The 24282-nt window shown below is 70.9% G+C and carries 22 protein-coding genes; 9 read left to right on the forward strand and 13 right to left on the reverse strand.

The genetic code is table 11. From position 1 onward, the window contains the following. Genes AB0A97_RS21610 through AB0A97_RS21635 form a run of 6 tightly spaced genes read left to right on the forward strand, consistent with a single transcriptional unit; the run spans position 1 to position 6396 of the window. A complete protein-coding gene (locus AB0A97_RS21610) occupies positions 1-1050 on the forward strand; it encodes a 2OG-Fe(II) oxygenase family protein (protein WP_361152294.1) in 1050 nt (349 codons plus the stop codon). After that, positions 1047-1955 carry a 2OG-Fe(II) oxygenase family protein gene (locus AB0A97_RS21615; protein ID WP_361152297.1) on the forward strand — a complete coding sequence of 303 codons (909 nt, stop codon included), beginning with the start codon at positions 1047-1049 and terminating at the stop codon, positions 1953-1955. The genes AB0A97_RS21610 and AB0A97_RS21615 overlap by 4 nt, the downstream gene beginning before the upstream one ends. Next, positions 1952-3532 carry a cytochrome P450 gene (locus tag AB0A97_RS21620; protein WP_361152300.1) on the forward strand — a complete coding sequence of 527 codons (1581 nt, stop codon included), beginning with the start codon at positions 1952-1954 and terminating at the stop codon, positions 3530-3532. Before AB0A97_RS21615 ends, AB0A97_RS21620 begins: the two co-directional genes overlap by 4 nt. Further along, a complete protein-coding gene (locus AB0A97_RS21625) occupies positions 3529-4497 on the forward strand; it encodes a 2OG-Fe(II) oxygenase family protein (protein WP_361152303.1) in 969 nt (322 codons plus the stop codon). Before AB0A97_RS21620 ends, AB0A97_RS21625 begins: the two co-directional genes overlap by 4 nt. A gap of 52 nt (positions 4498-4549) precedes the next feature. Continuing rightward, positions 4550-5458 (forward strand): 2OG-Fe(II) oxygenase family protein, encoded by a 909-nt coding sequence (locus AB0A97_RS21630; RefSeq protein ID WP_361152306.1) that lies wholly within the window; start codon positions 4550-4552, stop codon positions 5456-5458. Next, positions 5455-6396 carry a 2OG-Fe(II) oxygenase family protein gene (locus AB0A97_RS21635; protein WP_361152309.1) on the forward strand — a complete coding sequence of 314 codons (942 nt, stop codon included), beginning with the start codon at positions 5455-5457 and terminating at the stop codon, positions 6394-6396. The genes AB0A97_RS21630 and AB0A97_RS21635 overlap by 4 nt, the downstream gene beginning before the upstream one ends. 58 nt (positions 6397-6454) lie before the next feature. Here the strand turns inward: AB0A97_RS21635 and AB0A97_RS21640 are convergent, their stop codons facing one another. From AB0A97_RS21640 to AB0A97_RS21655, 4 genes are all read right to left on the reverse strand, one after another. Then, positions 6455-6589: a hypothetical protein gene (locus AB0A97_RS21640; RefSeq protein ID WP_361152312.1), complete on the reverse strand. Its 135-nt coding sequence runs from the start codon at positions 6587-6589 to the stop codon at positions 6455-6457. A gap of 1442 nt (positions 6590-8031) precedes the next feature. Further along, on the reverse strand, positions 8032-8787 hold the full coding sequence (locus AB0A97_RS21645) for an ANTAR domain-containing protein (RefSeq protein WP_361152315.1): 756 nt from the start codon (positions 8785-8787) through the stop codon (positions 8032-8034). A gap of 45 nt (positions 8788-8832) precedes the next feature. Next, complete coding sequence (locus tag AB0A97_RS21650; RefSeq protein ID WP_361152318.1) at positions 8833-9504, reverse strand: ANTAR domain-containing protein; 672 nt, start codon at positions 9502-9504, stop codon at positions 8833-8835. Between the two features lie 84 nt (positions 9505-9588). After that, positions 9589-10089 (reverse strand): PAS domain-containing protein, encoded by a 501-nt coding sequence (locus tag AB0A97_RS21655; protein ID WP_361152321.1) that lies wholly within the window; start codon positions 10087-10089, stop codon positions 9589-9591. Positions 10090-10425: 336 nt separating this feature from the next. Between AB0A97_RS21655 and AB0A97_RS21660 the strand changes: the two genes are divergently transcribed. Together AB0A97_RS21660 and AB0A97_RS21665 are read left to right on the forward strand one after the other, a co-directional pair. Continuing rightward, positions 10426-11115 (forward strand): HEAT repeat domain-containing protein, encoded by a 690-nt coding sequence (locus AB0A97_RS21660; RefSeq protein WP_361152324.1) that lies wholly within the window; start codon positions 10426-10428, stop codon positions 11113-11115. After that, the gene (locus AB0A97_RS21665) at positions 11102-12106 is read left to right on the forward strand and encodes a MerR family transcriptional regulator (protein ID WP_361152712.1); all 1005 of its coding nucleotides are present in this window, start codon (positions 11102-11104) and stop codon (positions 12104-12106) included. Before AB0A97_RS21660 ends, AB0A97_RS21665 begins: the two co-directional genes overlap by 14 nt. 42 nt (positions 12107-12148) lie before the next feature. On the opposite strand, the gene AB0A97_RS21670 is transcribed toward AB0A97_RS21665, so the two are convergent. Continuing rightward, on the reverse strand, positions 12149-12805 hold the full coding sequence (locus AB0A97_RS21670; protein WP_361152327.1) for an HAD-IA family hydrolase: 657 nt from the start codon (positions 12803-12805) through the stop codon (positions 12149-12151). Between the two features lie 175 nt (positions 12806-12980). Here AB0A97_RS21670 and AB0A97_RS21675 point away from each other — a divergent pair, with 175 nt between their 5' ends. Beyond that, entirely contained in the window at positions 12981-14564 is a 1584-nt protein-coding gene (locus AB0A97_RS21675; protein ID WP_361152330.1) for an FMN-binding glutamate synthase family protein, read from the forward strand. 89 nt (positions 14565-14653) lie between these two features. Here the strand turns inward: AB0A97_RS21675 and AB0A97_RS21680 are convergent, their stop codons facing one another. From AB0A97_RS21680 to AB0A97_RS21715, 8 genes are all read right to left on the reverse strand, one after another. Continuing rightward, complete coding sequence (locus AB0A97_RS21680) at positions 14654-15802, reverse strand: Glu/Leu/Phe/Val dehydrogenase dimerization domain-containing protein (protein ID WP_361152333.1); 1149 nt, start codon at positions 15800-15802, stop codon at positions 14654-14656. A 310-nt stretch (positions 15803-16112) separates the two neighbouring features. After that, positions 16113-17045 carry an ornithine cyclodeaminase family protein gene (locus tag AB0A97_RS21685; protein WP_361152335.1) on the reverse strand — a complete coding sequence of 311 codons (933 nt, stop codon included), beginning with the start codon at positions 17043-17045 and terminating at the stop codon, positions 16113-16115. Next, positions 17042-18169, reverse strand: a complete 1128-nt coding sequence (locus tag AB0A97_RS21690) for an aminotransferase class I/II-fold pyridoxal phosphate-dependent enzyme (RefSeq protein WP_361152338.1) — start codon at positions 18167-18169, stop codon at positions 17042-17044. Before AB0A97_RS21690 ends, AB0A97_RS21685 begins: the two co-directional genes overlap by 4 nt. 46 nt (positions 18170-18215) lie before the next feature. After that, positions 18216-19205 carry an aldo/keto reductase family protein gene (locus tag AB0A97_RS21695; protein ID WP_361152341.1) on the reverse strand — a complete coding sequence of 330 codons (990 nt, stop codon included), beginning with the start codon at positions 19203-19205 and terminating at the stop codon, positions 18216-18218. Continuing rightward, entirely contained in the window at positions 19202-21289 is a 2088-nt protein-coding gene (locus AB0A97_RS21700) for a molybdopterin-dependent oxidoreductase (protein ID WP_361152344.1), read from the reverse strand. The genes AB0A97_RS21695 and AB0A97_RS21700 overlap by 4 nt, the downstream gene beginning before the upstream one ends. Beyond that, complete coding sequence (dapF, locus tag AB0A97_RS21705; protein WP_361152346.1) at positions 21286-22209, reverse strand: diaminopimelate epimerase; 924 nt, start codon at positions 22207-22209, stop codon at positions 21286-21288. Before dapF ends, AB0A97_RS21700 begins: the two co-directional genes overlap by 4 nt. A 20-nt stretch (positions 22210-22229) precedes the next feature. Continuing rightward, complete coding sequence (locus AB0A97_RS21710) at positions 22230-22931, reverse strand: 2OG-Fe dioxygenase family protein (protein ID WP_361152349.1); 702 nt, start codon at positions 22929-22931, stop codon at positions 22230-22232. An 18-nt stretch (positions 22932-22949) separates the two neighbouring features. Continuing rightward, positions 22950-24005 carry an iron-containing redox enzyme family protein gene (locus tag AB0A97_RS21715; RefSeq protein ID WP_361152352.1) on the reverse strand — a complete coding sequence of 352 codons (1056 nt, stop codon included), beginning with the start codon at positions 24003-24005 and terminating at the stop codon, positions 22950-22952. Positions 24006-24282 lie beyond the last annotated feature (277 nt).

Consider the following 24282-nt stretch of genomic DNA (forward strand, 5'->3'; position numbering starts at 1 on the left):
ATGGCAGCCGAAGCCCGAGACCTGGTCCCCGAAATACGGCGGGGAAAGATATACCAGGACGTTTACGAGAAGCGTTCGCCCGGCCGTCCCGCGCTCGGCGAAGCACGCCTCGAAAGGGCCCGGGCCGTGGGCGGGGCGCTGGACTTCGGCGGTTCCGGGGCGCGCGACCGGGCTTTCCGGGACGGCGTTTTCCTCCTGGAGATCCCGGGCGGGCTCGACGTGTCGGCGGGCGACGCGTTCGCGCGCCAGTTCTACGAGGGTCCGGACGCGGCGCCGTACGGCCGGTTCCGCGACATCGGCAGCGACCACTTCGGGGATCCGCTGCTCGGCTTCCACCAGCGGATCAACCAGATCGAGCAGTTCCTTCTGGAACGCCGGTTCTGGGCCGCCGCCTATCCGCCGGAGATCACCGCCCTGGGCGAGTTACTCACCCGGCTCTCGCGGCACGTGCTGTGTTCCGTCCTCTCCGCGGTGGGCATACCGGAGCGGGACTGGGCCCGGGCCACCGGTGGCTGCTCGCGGTGCGCGGGCTCGTACCACCTGACGTTCAACCACTACCGTCCCGCGCACGAGGACATCGGGCTCAGCTCCCACAAGGACGACGGGTTCCTCACCATCCTGCGGACGACCGCCCCGGGCCTCGAAGTCAGCCGCGAGGACCACTGGGAGACCGTCCCGGCCGACCCGGACTGCTTCATCGTCAACTTCGGCCTGTCCATGGAGATCCTGACCGCCGGCAGCCGCATGCCTGTCGCCGCCATCATGCACAGGGTCGCCCGCCAACAGGGCGACCGGTCCAGCTTCGGGCACTTCAGCTCCAGCGGCTGCCTGCCCGGCGGGGACCAGGGCATCTACCGCTACGTACACGGCAGCGGCCTGGAGCGTGTCTGCGGCTCGCGCGAACTCATCGACGAGAACGACTACGAGATCTACGCCGGTACGGATGCGCCGGATGCACCGGGCGCACCGGATGCACCGGGCGGGTCGGACACCACCGTCGCTCCGGGCAGCCCCGAGGAGCACCCCACCGCGAAGGGTGTACGCCGATGACCGCCGACACCATGACCCTCCAGCGCGCCACCGTGGCGGGCGGCGGCCTGCGCTTCGACGCCGCCGACGGCCTGTCCCGTGCCTTGCGGGACGGCTGCTTCCTGCTCGCCATGCCCGCCGGGTTCGATCCGGGGCCAGGCATCACGCTGTGCCGCGAGTTCCACCTGGCGCCCGATGAAGGGGCCGCGGCCACCCGCGCGTACCGCGGTTTCAAGGACGTGCCGGGCGTCTACTTCGACCGGGAGCACTTCCAGACCGAGCACGTACTCATCGACGGCCCCGGGCGCAGCCGGCACTTCCCGCGCGAACTCTTCGCCATGGCCGAGCGGATGGGTGACCTGACGCTCCTGGTGCTGCGTGAGGCGATGAGCGAGCTGGGTATCGCGCCCGCGCTGTGGAGCGAGATCACCGGTGGCGCCGTCGATGGCCTCGGCACCCACTGGTTCGCGGCCAACCACTACCGGTCGGAGCGCGCCAAGCTGGGCTGCGCCCCGCACAAGGACACCGGATTCGTGACCGTTCTCTACAACGAGGAGCCCGGCCTGGAAGCCTCCGTCGACGGCGCCTGGGTGCCTGTCGACCCCGTACCCGGCCACTTCGTGGTGAACTTCGGCGGCGCCTTCGAACTGCTCACCGCGGCCCTCGACCGCCCGGTGCGGGCCATTTTGCACCAGGTGCGGCAGTGCGCACCGGCCTCGGGCGCCCCGGACCGCTTCTCCTTCGCGGCCTTCGCCAATCCGCCCGCCACCGGCTACCTCCACCAGGTACGCGAGGACGGCTCGGCCGCCCCCGTGCGCAGCTCCGAGGACTTCCTGCGGGAGTTCAACGAGCGGACCTGGTCCGACCGGCATGCCGACTTCGGCATCGCCGAAGCCGCCGGCGCGAGCGGCGGCGGTACGGCATGAGCGCCCCGGCGGACCGCCTCGGCGCCCCGCGGCAGGGCCGTACCGTTGCCCTGCCGCAGGCCCCCGGCGCGGCCTTCCCCGGACTCGTCGCCCACCACGACGGGCCCAGCCTGCGGCACGGCCACGCCCCGGCGTTCCACGAGGCGACCGTGGTGCGCGGGGAGCCCGCCTCGCACTACTTCCGCGCCTCCGGCATCAGTGCCTGTGCCGAGGAGAACGGCGGTCTGTGCACGTTCTGGATGGGCCCCAGACTCGCCGTCTACCAGATCACCAACGAGCCGCTCGTCGGCGATGACCTCCTCGCCCCCTCCACCGACGCCAACCGCGAGCTGTTCGGCGACTTCATGGGCTCCCTGCCTCACGACCATCCGGACCGCCCGGGGAAGCGGGCTGTGGTCGAACGCTCCCTCGGCAACGCCAAGTTCGTCGAGAGCCTGGAGCCCGCCGTCCGCCGGTTCACGGCCGACCACCTCGGCCGCGCGGCCAGCCGCCCCCTGCCGCTCGACGACTTCACGCTGTCCCTGACGGCGTACGTGGACAGCATGCTCCCCGGCGTTCTCGACCTCACCCAGCGGCCGCTGCCCGAGTACCTGCACTCCGCAGAGTACGGCCGTGTGGTGCGCGGCTTCTTCGACCTCGCCTCCGACGTCATCAGCAACGACAACCCGGCGGCGATGCGCGAGTTCGACATCATCGTGCCGTTCGTCCGCGACCTCCTGGCAGACAACTTCGACGCCCTGGCCGACGCCCCCGATTCCAACCTGATCCGGCGCCACTTCAGCCTGTGGGGCCTGCCCTTCACCCGCCGGTCGGTGGCCGCGCTCGACGCCGCGCGGGTCAAGGAACTGGGCACGGTCATCGTCGCCACGTACGACACGACGGCGCTCAGCCTGATGTGGGCCATCGGCTATGTGGAGGCCACGCCCCAGGTCAAGGACGCCGTCGTGGCGGAGGCCAGGAGCGGTGCGGGGGCGGCGGCCGGAACGGGGTGCCCGTACGCAGCACCGCCTTCGCACGCGGGCGCCGCGCTGTCCGTGACCGACCTCGCGGTCCTGGAGGCCGTACGCCTCGGCGGCAGCAATCCCAGCGCCCTGTGGCGCCGTACGACCGGGCCGTTCACCCTGCGCCACCGGGGCGTGCGGGTGACCGTACCGCCGGACACCATGATGTGGCTGGACCGGCGGCAGGCCAACCGCGACCCCGCCGTCTTCCCCGAGCCGCGCCGCTTCGCCCCGGCCAACATCAAGGCCATCGTCCGCTCCGACCGGGAGACGGTCTCCTCGCTGCTCTCCCGCGGCCGCTACGAGATCAACTCGTTCAGCATGGTCAACGCCGACCGGAACCCCCGCAAGTGCCCCGGCCGGCTCTTCTCGGTGCGGATGCAGTCCGTGGTCCTCGCCGAGCTGTACGGCCGGTACGCGGTCGCCACGCAGGGCGTGGACCTCCGGCTGAAGCACCACGCGTCCATGCCGCGCCCGGCACGGCCGGGAACCATCACGATCCGGCCCGAACCCGGCGCGCCGCCCGGTCCCGGCACGCAGCGCGACACCGCAACCCCGAGGGAGCCGTCCCCATGACCACCGCCAACTCCCGCACGTCACCCACGCGTTTGCACCCCGCCACCTCCCGGCCCCCGGTCAGCCTGCCACCCATGCCCGGCGAGCGGCAGGCTCAGGCCGCGTACCCGCCGGTGGACCTCGAACGCTCCTGGTTCGACGGGGACGAGCTGCTCTTCGAGCGCGACGGAGGCTTCGACCGCGCACTGGCCAAAGGATTCTTCCTGCTGCGCGTACCCGACGGCCTCGACACGGGCCCGGGGGACCGGTTCGCCGCGCACTTCCACGAGGATCCGGCCGGTGACGACCTGGACCCCTACCGGGGCTACCGCCACGCGGAGGTCCCCGGCACCTACCAGGGCTACTTCGACCGCGAACACGACCAGTGGGAGAACTTCTACATCGAGAGGGCGAACTGGGCGCTGCTGCCGCCCGAGGTCGCCGAACTCGGCCACCGGATGACCGGCCTCGGTGTCGCCGTGCTGCGTGCGGTGCTGCGGCACGTGGAGGTACCGCGGCATCTGTGGAGCGAGGTGTCCGGTGGCCTCACCGACAGCGCTGGTCACCAGATGCTCGCCTTCAACCACTTCCGTTCCCGGAAGGAGACCCGGGGCTGCAAGTTCCACCGCGACTCCGGATGGGTGACGATACTCCGCTCCTTCGAGCCGGGCCTCCTCGCGCTCATCGACGGAGAGCTGGGTGCCGTCAACCCCGAGCCGGGGCACTTCATCGTGAACTTCGGCAGTTCGCTCGAAGTGCTCACCTCCGCCCTGCCGCGGCCCGTGCGCGCGAACGTGCACGGCGTGGTCTCCACCGAGCGTTCCGCGGGCCGGGCCGACCGCATCTCGTACGTGACATTCCTGGACTCCGCCCTCGACGGCACCGTCTACCGGCTCGACAACGGCACGGCGCACCCCGTGCAGTCGGTCGCGGACTTCGCCGCCCAGGAGGTGAGCCGGACCTATGACAACGACGGCGCGCTGTAGCCGGGGCACGGGCACGGCGCCGGCGGAAACCGACCAGGACGGGAGTCGCACCATGACGGACACTGCGCAGGCGCAGCAGGCAGAGCGGGATGAAACCCACCTCACCCTCCCCGCGGCCGAGGCCGACGCGGGCACCCTGCGGTTCGGCACCGCGGACGACATCGAACGGGCGCTGCGCATCGGCGCGTTCAACGTGGCGGTCCCCGAGGGCCTCGACGTGCGCGCCGGACTCGACTTCTGCCGCACCTTCTACAAGCCGGGGACCGGCGGACCGGACGACCGCCACCGGGGCCACCGCGAACACGGCCACCCGGCCTCCAAGCTGGGATACGAGGACCGGCCCGACCAGGTCGAGCAGCTCCAGCTGGAGAGCTTTCTGTGGGAGGAGTACCTGCCGGACGAGGTCACCGCGCTGCTGCGGCGCATGCGGCAGCTGACCCTGGACGTCCTCTACGGCGTGTTCGACGCGGCGGGGGTGCCCGAGGCCGACCGTGACCTCATCACCGGCGGCGCCGCGCAGGACACGGGCCTGTGCTACACGACGGTCAACCACTACCGTTCGGGCCTGAGCGACCGCGCCGGGATCGTCGAGCACTCCGACAGCGGATTCATCACCACGATCTGCACCGACCAGCCAGGCTACGAAATCCTCCACGAAGGCCGCTGGCTTCCGGTGCGCGAGCGTCCCGGCCACTTCACCGTCAACCTCGGCGACGCCTTCCTCGTCCTGACCAGGAAGCTGCCCAGGCCGGTGACCGCCGTCTACCACCGTGTGCCGGAGCTGCGCCCGGACGCGGGCACCCCGGACCGTTCCTCCTTCACGGTCTACATGGGTCCCCGCTACGACATGCAGCTCTACCAGTACGACACCGACGGGCGACTGCGCGAGTACCAGAGCTTCCGCGACTTCTCGGTGGAGAAGGCAGGCAAGCTCGGCTACGACTTCCACTCCCGCGTATGAGCACGGCTGCGGGACATTCGCGTACCGCCGCGCTGCAGGGCTGGCAGATGGCCGAACTGCGCGACGGCGAACTGCACTTCGCGGCCGAGGACGGGTTCCGGCGCGCCCTGAAGGACGGCTTCTTCTACGTGCAGCAGCCCGCCGGCACGGACCTGTCGGCCGGGGACCGCTTCGCCCGTTCCTTCTACCTCGCGGCCGAAGACCCGGCGGGCCCCGCCGCGGAGCATACGGACCCGTACCGGGGATACCGTCGCTGGACGTCCGAGCAACTCGGCCCGCACCAGGGCTACTTCTGCCGGGAAGCCGACCAGACCGAACAGTTCTTCCTGGAGAGCGCCTGGTGGAACCAGGTGTACCCGGCCGCACTCGCCCGGCAGGCCGAGCGCATGCGTGACTTCGCGCTCGACATCCAGCGCGCGGTGCTCGCCCGCCTCGACCTGCCGCGCGCCCTCTGGGACCAGGGCACCGGGCACAGCCTGACCCCGCACGGCACACACACCCTGACCTTCAACCACTTCCGCCCGGAAGTGGCCGCGCGCGGCCTGAACATTCACAAGGACTCCGGCTGGGTGACGGTGCTGCGCTCCATCGAGCGCGGGCTGGAGGTGGACCGGGACGGTGAATGGCACCCCATCGACCCGGTCCCCGGCACCTTCATCGTGAACTTCGGATGCGCGATAGAGATCCTGACCCGGCGGACCGCCACACCGGTGGCCGCGGTGGCCCACCGCGTGGTACGCCAGCCACCGGGCGGCGGGGCCAAGCCGGACCGCTTCTCGTACGCGCTCTTCGTCGACAGCAGTCTCGACGAGAGTGTCTGCCCCGGCTTGTTCGCCTACGAGCCGGGCAGCGGCCTCCGCCTCCGGTCGGGGTTCGGAACCTTCCTCGACGACATCCTGGACAACACCTACCGGGAGGACACGAGCGGTCTGTATTGAGACGGCGCAGCCGCCGCCGGGAGACGGGGAGACAGGAAGGGCCGGTGCCCGGGCGGACTCAGGCGCTTTCAGCCATGACGTCGCCCAGCCAGTCGTGGATGCGGGCGAAGCCCCGGCGCTGGGCACCGGCCTGGCAGTGCGCGTCCGTGCCCAGTGTGCTGTCGCCTGACGCGCCCCGGGCGCCGGCACTCATTGAAGTACCCGCAAATACGTCTCCTCCCAGACGTCAGCTTCCTGGACGGAGATCCGGATCGACGTCCGGTTGGCGGCTGAAGCCTGCCGACGGGTCTTGAGGAACGCGTCCGCTTCGTGGGAGAACCCTGCTCTGCGTTGGGCGAGGACCAGTGGTTTGGTGGCGCGATCGATGAACTGGAATCCGGACAGAGCGCATCAACTCGCGGATGTGAGATCAAAGCGCTCGGCCAGGGCGGCGCGTCCCTGGTGGGGGCTTGCGGTAAGAGCACACAACGTGGGGCAGCCGTTCGCCCGCGGTCAGGGTGGTGACGCCGTTGACCATGAGGAAGCCCTCGGCCTGGGGCAGGCCGCCGTGCCCTCCGGCGGCTCGGACCAGCTCGGTGCGCGCTAGCAGCATGGTCTGCCCCAGCGGGATCCCTGATCGTCTGCATGAGATTTCCTACGCACCGGGCGCACCGGGCGCACCGGGCGCATCGGATGCGGTTGGACAACTGGCATAGGGCGGTGGGTTTACGGTCGGGGAAAGGGGTTACTCGGCCATGACCTTGATCGGTTTTGCAAGAGGGTCAGGGAATGTTCACCGCAGTCGGCCGGCAGGCCGCGGTGAGCGGTCGCTGCCGTCGGGGAATCGGCGGCGGCGATAAGCACCACCAGCAGGTGCCGCAGGTGGCGAAGCCGCGAGGACGCAGAGGGCTACTCGGTCGATGGGGCGGTGCGTTGCCCGGGAGGGTGCCGACGTGGACAGGTGAGTTCAGCGGTGACAGCAGCCGGTCGGCTCGGGCGTACGAGGAGTACTACAGGTGAGCTGGGGGCCTCCGCGCCACCGGGTACGACGTGAGTGATAACAGCCTGGCCTCCATACGGGTGCCTGGCGAATACGCTTACGCGCCGCTGTTCCCTGAATGGGCTCGCCGTTATGACCCGGACCAGCGTGAACAGTCGCCGCGCAGACTTCGCTTACGTCATCCAGGCCACTTCCGAAGCTGTCCGCCTCGACTGGATCCGCCGTCGCATTCACCAAACGATCCGAGACGGAGTTTGCGAGCCGGGCCCTGCCGAACTCCCGGCTGTTGTCAACCTTGGCGCCAACGTATAGCGCACTATCAGCGAGCTGCTGCATGGACTGCATGGCCATCCCGGCGTGCGCCCGGGGGCCGGGGGCATGTTCACGTCAGTCCAGCAGAGCGCCAGCGGTACAGCGTGCCGCAGCCCTGGCCAGGCGGCGGCACGCCGAGGCAGGCGGGTGTGGGCCCGGTGCGTGGAGTGTTTAGAAGGTATTCACAGGGCGTAGCGCGCTTCTCCCTGGGTAGGTGGTTGAGCCTGGTCATGGCTGCGCCGTGCGTGCTGTACCTGCCCTCTTCACGCTGCTTGCCGGCTGCATCCCAGTATCTGGTGCGCGACCAGTCTCGCCCACCGGTGTGCGGGCCATGCCGGTCTCCGTCACGGGTGCTCGTACTCACTCGGGGGTGGCGGGGGGCGATTGGGTGGTGGCTGGGGGAGGTCGCCGTGGTCGGCGATGTGCTGAGCGACGGTGGTCAGCAGCAGATGGTGGGAGCGGGCGTGGTGGCGCATGGCGGTGAAGGCCTCGTAGAGGGAGAGGGCGCGGCGGGCGGCGAGGGCGCCCTTGGCCTGTTCGATGAGGATGCGGGAGTGCAGCGCGGCGTGCAACTGGGTGTCGACGGCGTCGGTGCGCCGCAGGGAGTGGGCGTGGAGGAGACCGATGGCGGCCGCGTCGGCGAACGCCTGGGCCACGGACAGGTCGGCGACCGGCAGCGGGCTGTCGCTGGTGCGCAGCAGCAGGAGGCTGCCGAGGCTCTCTCGGCGCAGCCGCATCGGGACGGCGCTGGCGTAGGTGTAGCCCGTCTCGATGGCCTGGGTGGTGAAGTCGTGCCAGGCGGCCGGTGCGCGGGCGAGGTGGCCGGGGGCGACGGTGGTGGCGGTGCGGTAGGCGTCCAGACCAGGGCCTTCGCGCAGGGCCGGGTCCAGCACCTTGGACAGGGCCGGGCTGGGATCGCACGGTGCGGGGCTGTACAGATGGGGCCCCGGGTAGGCCAGCAGGACGGCGGTGTCGGTGACGGCCAGGATGTCGCGGCAGCGCACGGTCAACTGCTGCAGGAAGTCGATGACGTCGAAGTCGTCGACGAGGGTGTCGGCGAGTTCCACGAACGTCTGTGTGATCTTCTCTTCCCTGCTCATGTCCTCACTCCTCGGTGCGCGCCGACGATCCCGCGCCGCGGTGGTTCACGTCGGCAGGTCCCGCAGGATGTCGAGGGCGGTCTCGGTCAGCGGCCGCCCCGAGGCGAACGCCCGGGCCCGCAATCTCACCAGCGCCTCCTCCAGCGGGACGCCGAGGCGGACGCTGAGCACGCCGGTGGCCTGGTGCACCTCCACCCGGTGCAGGTCGACCGCGCCCGCCACCCCCGGCCCGTCGTCGGAGTCGCCGGCCTCCGGGTGCCAGGCCAGCAGCCGGCCGGTCAGCGCGTCGGCCACCCGCAGCCCGTCCGCTGCCTGCTGGGTGCTCAGCGGACCCGGCGTCGTACGGTAGCCGGTCAGTGCGCCGAAGCGCGCCGCCCCGGAGCGCACGGGCCACACGAACACCGCCCGTACGCCCAATGCCTCGGCTTCCGCCGTGAACATCGGCCACCGCCGGCCTTCCTGGGCGCGCAGATCCGGTACCTGACAGGGCACCCCGTGGGAGTCCGCCGTCATGCCGGGCCCCTGCCCGACGGTGAATCGGACGTCCTCCAGCCGTGCGCTGATGTCGTCGCTGAACCACACCAGTTCCGCGCCCTGCCGCAACGAGACCGCTATGCCTCCCAGTCCCAACGCACGTGCGCACCGCACCGCCCACACCCGGTGCTCGCCCGCGTCCACGGCCCGCTTCAGGCCGGTGAGCAACTCCTGCACAGACATCCGGCGCCTCTTTTCTGAGCCCCGCGCCGAAGAACGGACCACCCAAGGCGGTCACGTTCCGTTGTCCGTAGGCTACTCCTCGGCCTATCGGTAAGCCCCGCTTCGGCGGAAGAAGAGGAACCGGTCCGGCCGTCGGAGGTCCGGGTGGGCGAGAGAGTGACGTCCACGTCGAGCCGTACCCCGGTGCTGGTGACCCGGATGGTCCCGCAGTGCCCGGTCTTCGCGCCGCGGCTGAGTCGGTCCGGCAGTTCGCCGATCTCGCTCCTCGCGCTCGGGCGGCGCGAGGAGCGAGCCATGGGAGCCGATCGCCTGCTGCGGGGGGTGACCGTGCAGCCGCTGGGCCGCAGCGTTCCAGTAGGTGATCCGGCGGTCCAAGGTCTTGGCCTTGGCCTTGGCCTTGGCCAGGATCGCTTCGTGCGGTGGCTCCGCCAGCGCCGCCAGGTAGTTGACCTGTGCCGCTGCCGTCTCATGGTCGGGGCCGCCCCGGACGGCGGTGGCCACCGGCGGACAGCCCGTACGTCCGGTGGGGGAGGTGCCGGGGGCGACGGGCCGGCACACCACCAGGGCAAGGTCGTCGGACCGCACGGGCAAGCGGTCCTGATGCGGCTGCTGTCCTCCGTCCAGCGGGGGTGCTGCCTGGATGCACAGATGCAGATGTGCGCACCGTCCCTGATTCGGGAGACGCACGCCTGAATGTCCTGGGGTTCGTCGGAGACCGGGCCTGGCCGGCGCGTCGGGAGCGACGACCGGCCGACCGGGGTGACGACGAGCCGACGTACGTCCAGCGACACACGTCCCGCCCTTCGCTCAGGCGGTACGGGCACAGGGCAAGTGTGCCGGACTTCACCCGCTTTCGTCCGGTCACCGCTTGACCTTGACACGGTGGCAAGGTCTTCACTGCTGCCCAAGGAGGTGGTCCCGATGACCATGACGAGACAGGACACGGATACCGTACGCGCGTTGCAGGGGCTGGAGGATCGTCGCTCGTCCGTGCGATTGCGGGCTGCCCTCGCGGTCGGTACGGCGCCTGACCCGTGCTTCGTCGACAAGCTGATCGAGCGATGTGCGATCGAACCCGAGTTCTTCGTCCGCGACATGCTGACCTGGGCGCTCACCCGCCACCCGGTGTCCTTGACGCTCCCCGGGCTGCTGCGCGAGGTCCGCTCCGAGCGTGCGCAGGCACGGAGCCAGGCCCTGCACACGCTGTCCAAGATCGGGGACCGGCGGGCGTGGCCGACGATCACCCCCGCCCTGTTGTCCGACGCCGACGACGAGGTGGCGCGGAGCGCCTGGCGGGCCGCGGTCGTGCTCGTACCGGAAGGAGCGGAACCCGCCTTGGCCACGGCGCTGGCGACGCAGCTCGGACGCGGTGACCGGGACACCCGGCTGAGTCTCAGCCAGGCGCTGGTCGCGCTGGGCGAAGTGACGGTGCCGACTCTGCTCGCCGCGACGACGGCCGCCGACCCGCGCGTGCGTGCGCACGCGCGCGCCACCCAACGGCTGCTGCGCGACCCGGACGCCGGCTTCGAGTCGGCGATCGAGGAGGCCAAGCGCGTCGGGATCCTCGCCGGGGCCCCCGGGACGGAAGATGAGTACCGTGCTGATCGGTGAGGTGTCGAAACGGTCCGGAGTCAGTGCCCGTATGCTCCGGCACTACGAAGCACTCGGTCTCGTGCGGCCTTCGGGCCGTACGGGCTCCGGTTACCGGGAGTACTCGGCGCAGGACATCCGGCGGGTCTTCCACATCGAGAGCCTGCGGTCCCTGGGTCTGTCGCTGCGGGAGATCGGACGCGCGCTCGATGATCCCGGGTTCACGCCCTCGGCGCTCGTCGGCGACCTCATCCGCCAGACACGTGACCGCATCGCGGCCGAAACCGAGCTGCTCACGCGGCTGTGCCGGATCGACGCCGCGGACCCCGCCGACTGGGAGGGTGCCCTCCAGGTCGTCGCGCTCCTCCAGGCGCTGGGATCGCGGAGCGCCGACGCCCGCCAGCGCGCGGCCCTCACCTCGGCCGACGGCATCCCGGTGCCGACGGAGGCCCTGGTCGAGGCGGCACTGAACGAGACGGAGCCCGGCGTCGCCGGCGCCCTCCGCTGGGCGTTGGCGCGATCCGGCGACGACGGCCCGGCACTGCTGGCGGAGGGCCTCGGCTCGCCGGTGGCCGCGGTGCGCAGCCGTGCTGTTCAATGCCTCGCCGTACTGCCCGGTGCTGAGGCGACCGCGCTCCTGCGGGACGCCCTCACCGACCCCGACGCCGAGGTCCGCGGGTACGCGGCTCTGGCGCTCGGGACACGGGGAGTGGCCGAAGCGGTCCCGGTGCTCATCGACATGATCGTCGCGGGACGGAACGACACCGACGCCGCCGACGCACTGAGCAGACTGGCGAGCGACACCGCGACGGCGGACCAGATCGCGACCAGGCTCGTCGACCGCCTCGCCCACGACACCACCGGAGCCCCTGCACGCGGACGGCTGACCCAAGCACTGGCGGACATCCCGGGGACGGCGGCGTCCCGTGCCCTCGGGGAGCTTTCGCACGACGAGGACCGCGCTGTCGCACTGACTGCCGCGTATCTCCTTCAGCTCCGCGACCCGCAGTGACGCGACGGACGGGCGGCCGAACGGCACGTGCCGTCGGCGCCGTCACCTGAGCGGGGTGCCGAGGACGCCTTCCAGGCGGCGGATCGTCTCGGTCGGGGTGGTGTCCAGGACGGTGGTCATGCCGAGGTCTTCGGCCGGTGGCAGGTTGCGGGCCGAGTCGTCCACGAAGGCACACTCCCGGGCGGGAAGCCCGACGGACTCCAGCGCGATCCTGTACAGCGCCGGGTCGGGCTTGCGGACGCCGTGGTGCTCGGAGAGGACCACGGCATCGCACAACGCGTCGAGGCCGTAACCCTCGTAAGGGTCGTACGGCACCGAGCCGGCGCTGTTGGTGAGGAGAACGACCTTGACCCCCGCCCGCCGGGCGCAGCGCGCCGCGGCGAGCATCGCCGGCTCCGGGCGGAGGCCGGCCAGGACGCGGCCCAGCAGATTCGTCGCCTCGACACCCAGCAGGGGAGCGGTACGCAGGTTCCATTCGTCCTGGGTGATGACGCCGCACTCCAGGTTCTCGTACAGCTCCCGGCCGACCGGGTCCGTCGAGACGACGTCCAGGAACGCGTCGGGGGCCAGACCCTCGCGGAGGCAGAAGGCCCGCATGCTGTCGGTGACCGGTGTTGTCAGCACCCCGCCGAAATCGAGGAGCAGGCCGCGGGGCCCGGTCCGCTCCGGCGCCATGCTCTTCTCGACATCTGACGGCATACCCGGTCCAACGACCAGCCGACCCGGACGACACTGCCCGGCCCGCCGACGGCCGGCGTCGTCACCCGGCGCCGGCCGCTCCCGAAGACCCGTCGTCGCAGGGGCCGTGGCGCGGACCACGGGACAGGCATGTCGCCCTTCGTGTTCGGCTGCGGTATCCGGTTGACTGACAGACGTGCTACGACTGTCTGTTGTCTTCGTCCTCGTCCTGGCCGGTGCCGTCCTGACGGCGTCCGCCCTGCTCGCCTCGCCCTGGTGGTGGGTGGCCGCCGTCCCCGTACTGGCGCTCGCCGCCCTGAGCGTGCGCGATGCCTTGCAGCGCCGCCATTCGGTGCTGCGCAACTATCCGCTGATCGGCCGGCTGCGCTACCTGCTGGAGAGCGTGCGCCCCGAGATGCAGCAGTACTTCATCGAGCGCAACTACGACGGCCGCCCGTACGACCGCGATGTCCGCAACATCGTCTACGAGCGCGCCAAGGGCACCGAGGACGAGGCGCCGTTCGGCAGCGAACGGGACATGTACGGCGGCGGTTACGAGTTCCTGGTCCCGTCCATGGCGCCGCAGCCGGTGCCGGACGAGGCGCCGACCGTGCGCGTCGGCGGCCCCGACTGCACCCGGCCGTACGACATGGCGCTGCTGAACGTCTCCGCGATGAGTTTCGGCTCGCTGTCCGCCAACGCGATCCTGGCCCTCAACCAGGGCGCCGCACTGGGCGGCTTCGCGCAGGACACCGGAGAAGGCGGGCTGTCGGAATACCACCTGCGGCACGGCGGCGACCTCGTGTGGGAGATCGGCACCGGCTACTTCGGCTGCCGGACCCGCGACGGGAACTTCGACGCGCACGAGTTCGCCGACAAGGCCGCGCACGACCAGGTCAAGTGCCTGTCGCTGAAGCTGTCGCAGGGCGCCAAGCCGGGCCTGGGCGGTGTCCTGCCGGGCGGCAAGGTCAACGCGGAGATCGCCCGGGTCCGTGAGGTGCCGCAAGGCCGGACGGTCGTCTCGCCGCCGTATCACCGGACCTTCGGCACGCCCCGGGAACTGGTCGGCTTCCTGGCCAGGATGCGGGAGCTGGCGGACGGCAAACCGGTGGGTTTCAAACTGTGCGTCGGCTCCCGGCAGCAGTTCCTGGCCGTGTGCAAGGCCATGCGGGCCGAGGGCGTCACCCCGGACTTCATCATCGTCGACGGCGCGGAGGGCGGCACCGGCGCGGCGCCGCTGGAATTCGCCGACCACCTGGGAAGCCCGCTCACCGAGGGCCTGATCACGGTGCACAACGCGCTGGTGGGCACCGGCCTGCGGGACCGCATCAAGATCGGCGCGAGCGGGAAGGTCGCCACCGGCAGCGACATCGTCAAACGCATCGCGCAGGGTGCGGACTACACCAACGCGGCCCGCACCATGATGTTCGCCGTCGGCTGCATCCAGGCACAGCGCTGCCACACCAACCGCTGCCCGGTCGGCGTCACGACTCAGGACCCGCGGCGCACCCGCGCGCTGGTCGTCGCCGACAAGTCCGAGCGCGTGCACCGCTACCAGCGCGCTACGGTCCGCAGCGCCTTGCAGATCATGGCGGCGATGGGCGTACGGGAGCCGGGCGAGCTGCGCCCGCACATGCTGCGCAGCCGCGTCGGCCCGGACACGGTCCGCTCCTACGCCGAGCTCTACACCTGGCTGGAACCGGGGCAGTTGCTCGATGGGCCGCCGGAGGACTGGGCAGCGGACTGGGCGGCGGCGGACCCCGACCACTTCACCGTATGAACGCGGCACCGTGTGAACGCGGCACCGTATGACCTCAGCACCGTGTGACCCCAGTGGTCTCGGCACGAACGGATCATCGCGGCTGTCGCTCAGTCGGGAGGAATCCGCCCCTTGCTCCGCATCGCGGTGCGGACGCGTTCTTCGGCCAGGTTGCGGCCCGCCGCGTGCGGGGTGGTCCTCCGCCGCCGGGCCTCGTCGAGGACGGTGAGCGTGTTGGCTCGCAGCCTGGTCGAGATCGTTTCGAAGATGGTGGTGGTGTGGGGGCGGAAGCCGGAGTAGCGGGAGTCCATGGCGAAGGCGGCGGCGACGACGCCTCCGGCGTTGGCGATGAAGTCGGGGACCAGGGTGATGCCGCGTTCGGCGAGCAGGCCCTGGGCATCGGGGGACGAGGGCAGATTCGCGCCTTCGACGACGAGTCGTGCCTTGATGTGCTGCGCGGTGGTGCGACGGATGACGTCCTGGAGCGCCGCGGGCACGAGGATGTCGCAGTCCACGGTGAGTTCGCTGCCGCAGGGCAGCGGGGTGCCGTGGGGGTGGCGGGTGACGAAGTGGTCACCGTGCTCGTCGCGGGCCGCGAGGAGGTCCGCGACGTCGAGGCCGGCCGGGTCGTGCAGGGCGCCGTGCAGGGTGGAGACCGCCACGACGGTGGCGCCGAGTTCCGCGAAACGCCGGGCGGCCGCGCTGCCGACGGCGCCGAAGCCCTGGATGGCGACGCGGGAACCGGTCAGGGACAGACCCAGGTCCTGGGCCGCGGCGTCGGCGGCCTCGGCGACGCCGTAGCCGGTGACGCCGAGTTCGTCGTAGGCGACGCCGCCGAGGTGTTCGGGGGTGCCGACGGCGGCGCCGCGGTCACCGAGTTCGTCCTGGATGAAGGCGGCGTCGCTCTCGGTCAGCCCCATGTCCAGGCCCATCACGTACTCGCGGGGGACCTCGTTGGACAGGGCACGAGCGAACGCGCGCAGGATCGCTTCCTTGTCGCGGGCGGCGGGGTCGGCGACGATGCCGGCCTTGGCACCGCCGTAGAAGAGGTCGACGCCGGCCCACTTCCACGTCATGACGCGGGCCAGGCGGGCCACTTCGCCGACGGTCACGGTGGGGCTCATCCGGGTACCGCCCTTGCCCACGCCCCGGGCGGTGTTGTCGATGACCAGGACACCTTTCATACCGGTGCGCCGGTGGGAGACGACGACGATCTTCTCGGGGCCCCAGTCGTCGACAAGGGAAAGGGCATCAGTCACGGAAGGTCCTTGTCAGCAGAGACGTCGGCAGAGATGCCTGGCAGAGATGCGGGCGGAGTTGCCAGCAGTGGTCGAGGCCGGTGAGCGTCGGCCGGGTGGGGTGCGCGGGCGATGCGCTGTGCGACGTGTGTGGCGGTGCGGTCGGTCTGCTGGGCGGTCCGGGCACGGCGGCTGAAGCTGTCGGCGAGACGTACGTGTCCGGGGCGGCCGCGCGTACGGCGGGCAGCAGGACCGGTTCCTCACGCTTGGCCGTGACGCGTCGCGACCCATGGCTGGAAATCGCCGTCGGTTTCCGGTCGCCCTCGCGCGCTCACGGGGGCCCGTCGACGGCGGCAGCGGCCACCACCAGGTCCTGCCACGCCATGCCCGTGCCCTTGAACAGCTTCGGCCGCCGGGGCGCGATGTCCACCGCTCCGCGTACGAGTTCGGCCAGGTTGCCCGCGATCACCCCGGTGTCGATCTCGCCTGCGCGCAGCGGGATCAAGAGGTCGCCCGCCTCCCGCAGCGCCGCGCTGCGCGCCTCGACGACGACGGTGGCGCGGGCGACGAGGGCGCCGTCCACCTCGCGGGCCGTCGGTTCGTGCGCTCCCATCGCCACGACGACCGCGTGGTCCGCGACCGCCGCGGCCGGGAACAGCGGCGTCCGCGCCGTCGTACAGCAGGCGATGACGTCGGCGGTCGCCACGGCCTGCGGCGGGACGGCCTCCGCGGGCAGCCCCGTCGACCGGCAGCGCTCGACCAGTTCGGCCGTACGCTCCGGACGGCGCGCGACGACTCCGACCGAGGAGATGGGGCGTACGGCCCTGACGGCCTCCACATGGCCCCATGCCTGCGGTCCGGTTCCGAAGACGACGAGCCGTTCGGCGTCCGCGGCCGCCAGGTGGTCCACGGCCACGGCGGAGACCGCGGGCGTCCGCAACAGGGTGAGGGCGGAGCCGTCGATCAGGGCTACCGGGCAGAGCGTGGCGGCGTCCATGAGGAGGTAGGAGGCGACGATGCGCGGCAGACCGCGGGCGGGGTTGTCGGGCGCCACCGCGGCGATCTTCACTCCGGCGTACGAGGACGACGTGGCGGGCATCAGCAGGAGCTGGCCTGCCTGGACGTCGAGCACGGTGCGCGGGACGTCGGCCTCGGGGTCCAGGCCGGCGCGCAGGGCCCCGTCCAGTGCCGCGATCGCCCGTGGCATGGGCAGGCGGCGCGCCAGTTCCTCGGCGTCGATCAGGGGCAGCTTGGTGGGATTCACGAGCTCAGTTCCTTCAGGACGTGCGAGGTCTTCTCCAGTGCGGCCGCCAGCTGGGCCGGTTCCTGCCCGTGGGTGAACCGGAGGTGGTGCTCGGTTCCGAAGTGGGCGCCCGCGCCGACCAGCACCTTGCCGCGGGCGTACAGGGCCTCGGCGACATCGGTGCTGGGCAGGTCCAGGTGGTAGCGGACGAAGGCCAGGGAGGTGGCCTGGGGCGGCACGACCGAGAGCAGGTGGTCGTGGGAGGCGATCCACTGCTGCATCTGGGCCCAGCTCTCGCGCAGGAAGCCGCGGTAGCGGTCGAGCAGCCGGGCGCAGGTGGGTGGCTCAAGCGCCAGTTCCGCCAGCACCATCGCCGTCCCGGACGCGGAGAGGGTGGCGTACTCGTGCCGTTGGCGGAGCTCCGGGAGGAGCGCGGGTGGCGCGATCAGCCAGCCGAGGCGCAGTCCCTGCATGCCGAACGCCTTGGAGAGGCTGCCGACGCACACGACACGGTCGTAGCGGCCCCAGAAGGTGGGGCTGAGCTCGTCGGTGCGGAGTTCGGTGCCGCGGTGGACCTCGTCGGAGAGGATCCAGGCACCGACCCGGTCGGCGACGGAGACGATCGCTCGTATCTCCTCTTCGGTCAGGACGGTGCCCGCCGGGTTGTTGGGGGTGGTCAGCACGATGGCCCGGGTGTCGGGGCGGACGGCACGGGCCAGGGCGTCGGGATCGGGCCGCCAGCCGCGCTCCGGGTCCAGGGGGACGTCGTCGACGGTGGCGCCCCGGTTCTGGGCCGCACCCCAGATCTGCCGGTAGCCGGGTGACATCGTCACCACGTGGTCCCCGGGGCGGACGAGGGTGTCGACGGCGACCGTGTTGGCCTCGGCCGCCCCGGCGGTGACGAGGACCTCCGACGCGTGGTCGGTGCTCCCGGCGTGCCAGTGGGCGATCTGCGCGCGCAGGTGGTCCGTGCCGCATGTCGGCGGGTAGTTCAGCTCGCTGTCGAGGAGCCGGCTCAGCGCCTGTTCGTCGTCGACCAGCTCGCGCATCCGGATCGGCCGGCAGCCGCTGTCGGCCAGGCTGTAGGTGGCGGTGGCGCCCCGCTTGTGCAGCCACTCCAGCAGTTCGAACGGGATGAAGGTCATGGATCTCCCCAGATACTCGGCGGCACGGAGGCGGGCAGGGCGGGTGCTACGCGGCACTGTCCACCTTGGCGGGATCGCGTTCGACGACCGGGCCGAGGACGGTGTCGATGCGCCGCAGCAACGCCGGGTCGATGCGGACGCCCGCCGCCTGCGCGCTGTCGCGGACCTGCTCCGGCCGGGAGGCGCCCACGATGGCCGCGGCGACGTTCGGGTTCTGGAGCGTCCAGGCGACGGCGAGCTGGGCCGGGGTCAGGCCCAGCTCGCGGGCGATCGGGACGAGCTGCTGCACCCGCTCCAGCACCTCGTCGCGCAGGAAGGACTCCACCCAGCGGGCACCCGCCTCGTCCGTGGCGCGGGAACCCGCGGGCGGCGGCCGTCCGGGCAGGTACTTGCCGGTGAGCACACCTTGGGCGAGGGGCGACCAGACGATCTGGCTGAGCCCTTCCCGCTCGCACAGGGGCACGATCTCCGGTTCGATGACACGCCACAGCATCGAGTACTGGGGCTGATTGGAGACGAACCGTTCCAGACCGAGGTCGCCGGCGAGCCGCACGGCCCGGGCGATCTGGTCGGCGGTCCACTCCGAGACGCCGATGTAGAGGACCTTGCCCTGCCGCACGAGGTCGTCGAAGGTCCTGAGCGTCTCCTCCAGCGGAGTGCGCTCGTCGAAGCGGTGAGCCTGGTACAGGTCGAGGTAGTCGGTCCCGAGCCTGGTCAGCGAGCCGTTGACGGCCTCGGTGAGGTGCTTGCGGGACAGACCGCCGTCGTTCGGTCCGGGGCCGGTCGGGAAGAACACCTTGGTCGAGATCACCAGGGAGTCGCGGCGCTGGCCCCGCAGCGCCTTGCCGAGCACGGCCTCGGCGGCCGTGCCCGCGTACATGTCGGCCGTGTCGAAGGTGGTGATGCCGGCGTCCAGGGCCGCGTGCACGCACTCCGCGGCCCGGCCGTCGTCGATCTGGGCACCGTGGGTGACCCAGTTGCCGTAGGCGATCTCACTGACCTGGAGCCCGCTGCGGCCCAGTCGTCGGTACTTCATCCGCCGTCCTCACTGCTGTCGTCCTCGCGCCGGGCAAGGGGCGTGATCCGTACACGGTTGTCGTGGAAGACCGCTCCGCCGCCCATGTCCGCGTCCCGTTCGTCGACGGTGGCGTTGGGGCCGGAGCCGCCGGTGAACTTGAGCCAGTGGCCCTTCGTCGTCATCGCGACTCCCGGGCGCACCACGTCCCCGATCCTGGCCAGGGCTTCGAAGGCGCCGCGTTCGTTGCTGATCCGTACGCGGTCGCCGGCCGCGATGCCGCTCGCCGCGGCGTCCTTCGGGTGCAGTACCACGTACGGCGGGCCGGCCCGGCGGCGCAGTTCGGGTTTGTTCCCGAAGACGGTGTTCAGGAAGAAGTGGTTGGCGACGGAGAGGAGGACCAAGGGCAAGGACCGCGCCCGTTCGGTGTCCTCGGTCTCGCTCCCCGGAACGTATCCGGCCACGGCGTCGTGGCCGTCCGCCCGGGCGGTCTCCGACACGAACTCCAGCTTCCCCGAAGGGGTGGGGAAGCCGTTCGCGAAGGGCACGAACCCGTCCGGGTAGGCGAGCCGGGCCCACCCCTTGGCGCGCAGCGTGTCGACGGTGATACCGGCCAAGGACGGGTGCGGGGAGTCGAGGAGGTCGCTCGCCAGCTCTTCGTCGCCGGCGTAGAGCGCCGGTTCCGTCAGCCCCATGGCCCGGGCCAGGCGTCGGAAGGTCTCGGTGGTGGACAGGCACTCCCCTGGAGGGGCGACCGCCGGTTCGTTCCAGTTGACGTACAGGTGGCCGTAGCCGTCGTGCACGTCCAGGTGCTCGGTCTGCATGGTGGCGGGGAGCAGGATGTCGGCGTAGTCGGCGGTGTCGGTCTGGAAGTGGTCCATGACCACGGTGAAGAGGTCGTCGCGGGCGAGGCCGCGGCGGATCCGGTTCTGGTCGGGGGAACTGGCCAGCGGGTTGGCTCCGTAGACGATCAGCGCCTCGACGGGCGGGTCGTCCACCTCCAGCAGCCCTTCGGCGAGCCGCGTCATGGAGAGGGTGCGTACGGGGCCGCGCAGCAGGTCGTCCCGGTAGAGCGCTTCACGGTTCGCGCCGAAGTAGCCGTCCGTCGAATAGAGCAGACCGCCACCGGGACGCTGCCAGTCCCCGGTGACGGCGGGCAGGCAGGCGAGGGTCCGCAGGGCGGCGCCGCCGCCGGCGTGGCGCTGGATGCCCTGCGACACTCCCACGGCGGTGGGCCTGCTGCGGGCGATGCGCCGGCCGAGTCGGACGATCTCCTCCTCGGTCACACCCGTCTCCCGCGCCGTGCGACCGGGATCGAACTCCAGCACCCGCTGCCGGAACTCCGCCCACCCCACGGTGCGGGCGGCCAGGTACTCCCGGTCCTCGGCGCCCTCTTGGAGCACGACGTGCAGCAGGCCCAGGGCCAGTGCGGCGTCCGAGCCCGGGAGGGGCGCGATGTGTTCGTCGGCCTGGGCCGCCGAACGGCTGCGGATCGGGTCGATGACGACGATGTGCGCGCCGTTCCCGCGCGCGCGTTGGATCACCTTCCACAGGTGGTGGCGACTGGTGAGGGGATTGCTTCCCCACAGCAGGACCAGCCGGGAGTACGCCAGGCTCTCCGGATCGATCCCCGTACTGACGCCGAGGGTGTACCGGAGGCCGACCAGACCGGCGATGGAGCAGATCGTCATGTCGTGGCGCGAGGCGCCCAGGACGTTCCACAGCCGGCTGCCGGCGCGCCCCTGGAGTCCTTGGAGGAAGCCGAGGGTGCCGGTGCCCTGGTACGGCCAGATCGCCTCGCCGCCGTGGCGCTCGATCGTCTGCTTCAGCCGCTGGGCGATCTCGTCGAGGGCGCTGTCCCAGTCGATGCGCTCGAACCGGCCCTCCCCCTTGCGGCCGACACGCCGCAGGGGGTGGAGCAACCGGTCGGGGGCGCGGGTGTGCTCCAGGAACTGGTTGACCTTCACACACAGGGTGCCCCGGGTGTAGGGGTGGTCCGGGGTGCCGCGCAGCGCTACGGCTTCGCCGTCCCGGACCGTCACCTGCCAGCTACAGGCGTCCGCGCAGTCCAGCGGGCACGCTCCGGCGACCTGGGTGTCCTTCATGTGCCCCTCCTTCCCGACGGCTCGCCGGGCATCGTGCCCCGCTGGGCCAGTTCCGTGAGCAGTGACCGCGAGAGCACTCCTGTCATCACCTCCCGCGCGGTGCCGGCCGAGCTGATCCGGCCGTCCCGCGCCACGCTCACATCGACCTCGCCACCGGACATGCGGACCGTCACGTCGGGACCGACGAGGCCGCGGGCGCGGGCCACGGCCGCCGCGGCGCACGCGCCGCTTCCCGACGCGGGTACGGGGCCGGCGGCCCGCTCCCAGACCGCGACGTCCAGCGTGCGGTCGTCGTGGACGCGCACGAACTCCACGTTGGTGCCCTCGGGGTGGCGGGGGTGCCAGGCCAGGGCGGGGCCCAGGCGCCGCACCAGCTCACCGTCGATCGTGTCCCTGAGGACGACGGTGTGGGGGACGCCGAGGTGCAGGTCGGTGACGGTGACCTCGCTCGGCCCGGTTCCTGCCAGCGGGACGACGGTGGTTGCCGCGTCACCGTCGTCCGTGCCTTCGCCGGTGACGAAGCGCGCCCGGCCCATGTCCACGGACACCCGCCCGTCGGTGACGTCCGCGATCCGGACCTCCGCGTCGCCGCCGGGCGTGCGTACGGTGAACGGCGTCCCCGTACGCCACTGCGGCACGTAGTGCTCGCCGAGGTACAGCGCGAACATGCGCAGTCCGTTGCCGCTCATCCCGCACTCGCTGCCGTCCGCGTTGAAGATGCGCAGTGCTGCGGCGGTGCCGGGCCGGGGCGCGTCCAGCGGCCCGAAGAGCAGGCCGTCGGCGCCGACTCCGAGGTGCCGGTCGCAGAGCAGCCGGACCGCTCCGGGGGCGGGCTCCGTGCCCAGGGCCGTACCGCCGCCCCGGGGATCGACGATCAGGTAGTCGTTGCCGAGTGCCTGGTACTTCACGAAGTCGCCCATGAGCCGGCCGCCGCAGCAGGTCAGTTCAGCGGGCGGTTGGAGAGGGCCGCCGCTTCGTACTCCTCGCCGTACCACCCTTTGTCCCAGGTGGAGTAGGCGACGATGATGATGTCCCGGTGGCCGGAGCCGCCGTCGGCGGAGGTGACGTCGGTGGCTTCGTGCTTGATCGCCTTGTCGTCCAGCAGGACGGCCTGCCCCGCCGCCAGTGTGCCCGTCCAGGTCGGCACGTCGGCATCCGGCAGCCACAGGCGGGTCTCGCCGCCGGCGACGTTGTGCCGCCGCAGCACGGCGATCATGATGTACTCGTGTCCGTCGCTGTGCACGCCCTCCGGGGTGATCGGTGCGGCGTTCTCGCTCTCGGCCCTGCTGCGGTTCTGGTGAATGTTGATCTGCCAGTCATGGCTGCGGTCCAGACCGATCGCGTCGGCGCCGATGGTGACCAGCGGGGTGAAGTCGACCTCGATCGGCTCGTAGGGGCGGCGGATGCCGCCGGCCACGTTGTTGTACCTCTTGGAGATGATGTAGTCGCGCTGCGGCAGCTTCTCGTAGACCCAGCCGCGGTCGCTGTCGGGTTCCGGCGACAGCCGGTACTGCGTGAACCGTTTGTAGCGCGTGCCGTTGCCCATGAACGGGTCGATCGGGAGGTTGTCGTAGCTGTCCAACGTCTCCGGCGCCGCCGGAGGCAAGTCGATGATCGAGAATCCCTGAGGGCCGATTGCCATGGCGCTGAGCCCTTCCTGTCAGACCGGTCGGAGGGTGGCGAGATCGGGCATGCGTTCGTCGAGGTAGCGGGCGGAGGAGTTGAGCCGCCACAGCGTTCCCCGGGCGATCGCCCGCCGCATGCGTTCGGTGGTGGCGGCGGGGACGACCACGTTGTGGAACCAGCCGGCGGCGTGCCGGGAGTCGATGGTGATGTGCAGCTTGTGGTACACGATGCCGACGTCGGGCAGTCCGAGCCGTTCCCAGGCGTGCACGACGTGGACGAAGCGCTCGGGCGCCAGCCATTCGGTCATGCCGAGGAATCCGACGGCTTCCGGATACAGGTGCCGGTACCGGCACAGGAGCACGGCGAGGTTTCCGGACAGCAGGGCGTTGGCGGTGAGTGACCTTTCCAGCTCCCGGGCTTGAATGTCGAAAACCTGGAAGATCTGATTGAAGAGATGGGTGTGCACCTGTGAAGGGTCACCATTTCCCATCTCGTCCCAGAAGTTTTCGGCGATCTCCATCTTCGCGCCGTCACTGGTGCCGACCTGCATCATCGCGAGAAGATCGTCGAATCGGCCGTCGACGACCGATTCCTGGATCACGTAATGCCGCAGGTCTTCGGCTGTGGCCTGATTCCGGATGAAGTCCCGGTAGTACGGGTGCTTGTAGACCCGGTGTTCACGGGCGAGTCTCTTCAGCCAGGACAGGTACGCGGCCGGCTCGGTGGGCGCCGAGTCGAGAACACCCGGCTCCAGCGCGGCGTCCTCGACGGCCGCGGTGGCCTGTTCCAGCAGGCGAAGGACCTCGTGGACGAGCGTGGAGCCTTCGGCGGTGGGCCCCTCGGGGAGCTGGGTGAACAGCCCGTAGATACGGGAGAGCAACAGTTGCTGGCCGTGGAACGCGGCGGGGTCGCCGGCTGCCGACCGTGTGTTGAGATCACTGACGGCCGCCCGGAGCGCCGCCCGTTCATGGGTGGTCATCGATGCGTCAAGGTCTTCTGCCGGACGTTTCAGCAGCGAGGATACTTCCTCCACCACCGGAAAGCTGTCCAGATCTGACTTCTGATCGATTAAGTGGGGTTCAGCGTTCATGCCCGTCTCCTGCCATATGACGGAGTCCCGTGCTGATGGTATGGCCACCTGTTGAACAATAATGCTCTTTCGCCCCAGGAGCTATATCGCATCGCGAGGTTGGCGTGAAGACGGGGCTTGACGCTCCTTGTATGGAGATGTGAACACGCCGAAATGGCGTGGCGCAATACCCGTCAGCGAGCCTGACGAAAAGGCGACGGGCGGTGAACCGCTAACGGTAAACCCCCCGGGCCCTTTGGGCAGCGGGCGGCCGACAAAACCACGCCCCCGCGCGAGC

Origin of the sequence: Streptomyces sp. NPDC045470 (genome assembly GCF_040646595.1) — a bacterium.
GTDB lineage: Bacteria > Actinomycetota > Actinomycetes > Streptomycetales > Streptomycetaceae > Streptomyces.

Coding starts and splice junctions, on each gene's coding strand:
- AB0A97_RS21610 (WP_361152294.1), top strand. CDS start 1: ATGGCAGCCGAAGCCCGAGACCTGGTCCCCGAAATACGGCGGGGAAAG.
- AB0A97_RS21615 (WP_361152297.1), top strand. CDS start 1,047: ATGACCGCCGACACCATGACCCTCCAGCGCGCCACCGTGGCGGGCGGC.
- AB0A97_RS21620 (WP_361152300.1), top strand. CDS start 1,952: ATGAGCGCCCCGGCGGACCGCCTCGGCGCCCCGCGGCAGGGCCGTACC.
- AB0A97_RS21625 (WP_361152303.1), top strand. CDS start 3,529: ATGACCACCGCCAACTCCCGCACGTCACCCACGCGTTTGCACCCCGCC.
- AB0A97_RS21630 (WP_361152306.1), top strand. CDS start 4,550: ATGACGGACACTGCGCAGGCGCAGCAGGCAGAGCGGGATGAAACCCAC.
- AB0A97_RS21635 (WP_361152309.1), top strand. CDS start 5,455: ATGAGCACGGCTGCGGGACATTCGCGTACCGCCGCGCTGCAGGGCTGG.
- AB0A97_RS21640 (WP_361152312.1), bottom strand. CDS start 6,589: ATGAGTGCCGGCGCCCGGGGCGCGTCAGGCGACAGCACACTGGGCACG.
- AB0A97_RS21645 (WP_361152315.1), bottom strand. CDS start 8,787: ATGAGCAGGGAAGAGAAGATCACACAGACGTTCGTGGAACTCGCCGAC.
- AB0A97_RS21650 (WP_361152318.1), bottom strand. CDS start 9,504: ATGTCTGTGCAGGAGTTGCTCACCGGCCTGAAGCGGGCCGTGGACGCG.
- AB0A97_RS21660 (WP_361152324.1), top strand. CDS start 10,426: ATGACCATGACGAGACAGGACACGGATACCGTACGCGCGTTGCAGGGG.
- AB0A97_RS21670 (WP_361152327.1), bottom strand. CDS start 12,805: ATGCCGTCAGATGTCGAGAAGAGCATGGCGCCGGAGCGGACCGGGCCC.
- AB0A97_RS21690 (WP_361152338.1), bottom strand. CDS start 18,169: ATGACCTTCATCCCGTTCGAACTGCTGGAGTGGCTGCACAAGCGGGGC.
- AB0A97_RS21695 (WP_361152341.1), bottom strand. CDS start 19,205: ATGAAGTACCGACGACTGGGCCGCAGCGGGCTCCAGGTCAGTGAGATC.
- AB0A97_RS21700 (WP_361152344.1), bottom strand. CDS start 21,289: ATGAAGGACACCCAGGTCGCCGGAGCGTGCCCGCTGGACTGCGCGGAC.
- dapF (WP_361152346.1), bottom strand. CDS start 22,209: ATGGGCGACTTCGTGAAGTACCAGGCACTCGGCAACGACTACCTGATC.
- AB0A97_RS21710 (WP_361152349.1), bottom strand. CDS start 22,931: ATGGCAATCGGCCCTCAGGGATTCTCGATCATCGACTTGCCTCCGGCG.
- AB0A97_RS21715 (WP_361152352.1), bottom strand. CDS start 24,005: ATGAACGCTGAACCCCACTTAATCGATCAGAAGTCAGATCTGGACAGC.